The following is a 3,950-nucleotide window of genomic DNA, read 5'->3' on the forward strand; positions in this document are numbered from 1 at the left end:
GCTGTCGATCGCCCTCATCCTGTTCTCCGCGATCGGCACCGTGCTGACGAAGTACTGGTCGCCGCGGCGGATCGTTCGGGTCGGGCAGCTCGTCCTCGTCGCCAGCGTGCTGACGCTGCTCGCCTCCGTCTCGACCGACCTGCGGACGGTGCCGTTCGCGATCGGGATGTTCTGCGGCGGCGCGGCGCTCGGCCTCCTGGCCTCCCAGCTGGGCAACGTGAACATGTCGTCGGTGTCGGAGGACCGCTCCAGCGAGGTCGGCGGCGTGCAGGGGGTGTTCCAGAATCTGGGCTCGTCCCTCGGCACGGCGCTCGTGGGGTCGATCCTCATCGCGAGCCTGGGCTCGTCCTTCTCCGCCGCAGTCGCCGCGAGCGACCTGCCGGATCAGGTGAAGACCGCGGTGCACGACCAGACCCAGGGCGGCATCGCGATCATCCCGACCGCCAGCGTGCCCCGCATCGCGGAGCAGGCGGGCCTGTCCGCGGCGGACGGCGCGACCCTCCAGTCGCTCTACACGCACGCGCAGATCGGGTCGCTCACCACAGCCCTGTTCGCGCTCGCGCTGATCGCGGCCCTCTCGCTGTTCTTCTCACGGCACATCCCGAACACCGTGCTGCGCGGCGAGGCCGCCACCGCGACGCACGGCGGATAGCGGACCGGCGGTCAGTGCGACTCGCGCGCGACCTGCGAGCCCGAGCCGCCCACGAGGAAGTCGAGGTCGGCGCCGCGGTCGGCCTGGAGCACGTGATCGACGTACAGGCGCTCCCACCCCCGCCGTGGGCGTGCGTACCCGGCGACGGTCGCCTCGTTCGGCACCCGTGCGGCGAGCTCCTCGGGAGGCACCTCGAGGTCGAGGCGCCGGGCCCGCACGTCGAGGGTGATCCAGTCGCCGGTCCGGACGAGGGACAGCGGTCCACCCGCGGCGGACTCGGGCGTCACGTGCAGCACAACGGTGCCGTACGCCGTCCCCGACATGCGCCCGTCGCAGATGCGGACGATGTCACGGATGCCGCGCTCCAGCAGCTTGCGCGGCAACGGCATGTTCGACACCTCCGGCATGCCGGGATAGCCCTGCGGCCCGCATCCGCGCAGCACCATCACGCTGTCCTCGTCGATGTCCAGCTCGGGATCGTCCAGGCGCTCCCTGAGGTCCTCCACGCTGTCGAACACGACCGCGCGCCCGCGGTGCTTCAGGAGGTGCGGCGACGCGGCGGCCGGCTTGATGATCGCGCCTCCCGGGGCGAGAGTGCCGCGCAGCACGCTGATCCCCGCGCTCGGCTGCAGGGGCGCATCGCGCGGAGTGATGACGTCCGGGTCCCAGATCCGCGCCTCGTCGAGGTGGTCGACGAGCGGGCGTCCGGTGATCGTGAGCGCCGTGGGATCCAGCAGGTCCCGCACCTCGCGCAGGACCGCCAGGAATCCGCCGGCGCGGTACAGGTCGTCCATCAGGTAGTGGCCGGCCGGCTGGAGGTTGACGAGCAGCGGCACTTCGGCGCCGATGCGGTCGAAGTCGTCGATCGTCAGCTCGATGCCGAGGCGTCCCGCGATCGCGAGGAGATGCACGACGGCGTTCGTCGAACCGCCGATCGCCGCCAGCGCCACGATCGCATTGTGGAAATTGGCCTTCGTCAGGAAGGTCGACGGCCGCCGGTCCTGCGCGACGAGGTCCACGGCGAGCCGCCCGGTGTGGTGGGCGGCCTCGAGCAGCCGCGCATCCGGAGCGGGGGTGCCGGCGACGCCGGGCACGATCACGCCCAGCGCCTCCGAGACGAGCGCCATCGTGGATGCGGTGCCCATGGTGTTGCAATGTCCCTTCGAGCGGATCATCGACGACTCGCTCCGGAGGAAGTCGGCCTCGCTCAGCGTGCCCGCCCGCACCTCCTCCGACAGCCGCCAGACGTCGGTGCCGCAGCCGAGGGCCTCGTTGCGGAAGTGCCCGGTGAGCATCGGCCCGCCCGGCAGCACGACCGCCGGCAGGTCGACGGATGCCGCGGCCATCAGCAGCGCGGGGATGGTCTTGTCGCAGCCGCCCAGGAGCACCACGCCGTCGATCGGGTTCGCGCGGAACATCTCCTCCGCCGACATGGCCGCGAGGTTCCGCCAGAGCATCGCGGTCGGGCGCACCTGGGTCTCGCCGGGCGCCGTGATGGGGAGCTCGAGCGGGATGCCGCCGGCCTCGTAGACGCCGTTCTTGACGGATTGGGCCACTTCGGCGAGGTGGCTGTTGCACGGCACGAGGTCGGACCCCGTGTTCGCGATCGCGATCTGAGGACGCCCCTCGAACGCGCTCGAGGGCACGCCCCTGCGCATCCAGGCCCGATGGATGTACGCATTCCTGTCGTCGCCGGCGTACCATTCCGAGCTGCGGAGCGCGTCCATGCGATCCCCCTTCATGACACCGGCGTCTCTCTGGAATCTAGCCCTGCGGGCGCAGGCGAAGCCCCTGCATCCCGCCGTCGACGGCGAGGGTGACGCCTGTCGTGGACCCCGCGCGCGGGCTGACGAGGTAGGCCACCGCGTCCGCGACCTCGTCCGGCGAGACCAGGCGGCCGTGCGGCTGGCGTGCGGCGAGGGCCGCGCGCTCCGCAGCAGGGTCGTCCGCTGCCGAGAGGAGCCGGCTGACCCAGGGCGTATCGGCGGTGCCCGGGTTGACGGCGTTGACCCGGATGCCTTCGCGCAGGTGGTCGGCGGCCATGGCGAGCGTCATCGACAGCACGGCGCCCTTCGAGGCGCTGTACAGCACGCGCTGCGGGAGACCGGCGGTCGCGACGATCGACGACGTGTTGCAGATCGCGGCGGCGGAGGAGGCGCGCAGGTGGGGGAGCGCGGCGCGGGTCACGCGGGCGATGCCGACGACGTTCACATCCCACACCCGATGCCACTCGTCGTCGTCGTTCGCGGTGACGTCCCCCTGCGCGCCGATGCCCGCGTTGTTGACGAGGATGTCGATGCCGCCGAGTTCCGCGACGACGTGCTCGATCCCGGCGACGACGGAGGCGTCTTCGGCGACGTCGACGCGGACGGCGAGATCCGCGTCGGTCGCGGCCTCCGGATCGAGGTCGAACACGGCGACGCGCGCGCCGTCCTCACGAAGGCGGCGTGCGATGGCGGCGCCGATGCCCGATGCACCGCCGGTGACGATCGCGATGAGGCCCTGCAGAGGCTGTGTCATGTCTGCCGTCCTTCGTTCAGGCGGCGACGCAGCGCTGCCGCTGCGTGCCGAGGCCGTCGATCTCGATCTCCACGACGTCGCCGGGGGAGAGGTAGGGGAAGCGTCCGGACAGGGCGACACCCTCCGGGGTGCCGGTGAGGATCAGGTCGCCCGGCTCGAGCGTGAGCCGCTGGCTCAGCTCCCAGACGATCTCGTCGATGCCGAAGATGAGATCCGAGGTGCGCGAGTCCTGTCGCGGCTCGCCGTTGACCCGGCTGCGCAGCGCGACGTCGTCCGCGTCGACCTCGTCGGGGGTGACCAGCCACGGTCCGAGGGGGCAGAACCCCGGCGCGGACTTGCCCTTCCCCCACTGGCCGCCGGAGATCTCCAGCTGCCAGGCGCGCTCGGACAGGTCGTTCGCCACCGCGTAGCCGGCGACGTGCGCCCTGGCGTCCGCGGGGGAGGCCAGCGCGTGGACGGGGGAGCCGATGACGACGGCGAGCTCGACCTCCCAGTCCGTCTTCGCGCTCCCGGCCGGGATGACGATGTCGTCGTCGGGGCCGACAACGGTGTTCGGCGCCTTCATGAACAGCACGACGTGCTCGGGCGGCGTGGCCCCGGACTCGGCGGCGTGCGCGGCATAGTTCATCCCGATGCAGTAGACCGCGGACGGCCGCGCGATCGGTGCGCCAATCCGCAGATCGTCGGCGCCGTCGAGCTCGGGCAGGCTGCCTGCCGCCAGCGCGGCGGCGACGCGTGCGGGCCCGCCCGACGCGAGGAAGGCTCCGTCGATGTCCGG

4 protein-coding genes are annotated in these 3,950 nt (G+C 72.0%); 1 reads left to right on the forward strand and 3 read right to left on the reverse strand.

Annotated elements, in window-relative coordinates:
* Positions 1-652 (forward strand): MFS transporter (locus BGO15_RS13610; RefSeq protein ID WP_502689175.1); only part of this gene is annotated, 652 nt, incomplete at its 5' end.
* A gap of 11 nt (positions 653-663) precedes the next feature.
* Here BGO15_RS13610 and BGO15_RS13615 read toward each other — a convergent pair.
* The 3 genes from BGO15_RS13615 to BGO15_RS13625 all read right to left on the reverse strand — a co-directional run.
* Complete coding sequence (locus tag BGO15_RS13615) at positions 664-2,379, reverse strand: IlvD/Edd family dehydratase (protein WP_286748429.1); 1,716 nt, start codon at positions 2,377-2,379, stop codon at positions 664-666.
* A gap of 37 nt (positions 2,380-2,416) precedes the next feature.
* Positions 2,417-3,172 carry an SDR family NAD(P)-dependent oxidoreductase gene (locus BGO15_RS13620; protein WP_286748430.1) on the reverse strand — a complete coding sequence of 252 codons (756 nt, stop codon included), beginning with the start codon at positions 3,170-3,172 and terminating at the stop codon, positions 2,417-2,419.
* Between the two features lie 16 nt (positions 3,173-3,188).
* The coding region (locus BGO15_RS13625) for a fumarylacetoacetate hydrolase family protein (protein ID WP_286748431.1) at positions 3,189-3,950 on the reverse strand (762 nt) is incomplete at its 5' end.

This window comes from Microbacterium sp. 71-23, assembly GCF_001897265.1.
Classification (GTDB): domain Bacteria; phylum Actinomycetota; class Actinomycetes; order Actinomycetales; family Microbacteriaceae; genus Microbacterium; species Microbacterium ginsengisoli.

Coding starts and splice junctions, on each gene's coding strand:
- BGO15_RS13620 (WP_286748430.1), bottom strand. CDS start 3,172: ATGACACAGCCTCTGCAGGGCCTCATCGCGATCGTCACCGGCGGTGCA.
- BGO15_RS13615 (WP_286748429.1), bottom strand. CDS start 2,379: ATGGACGCGCTCCGCAGCTCGGAATGGTACGCCGGCGACGACAGGAAT.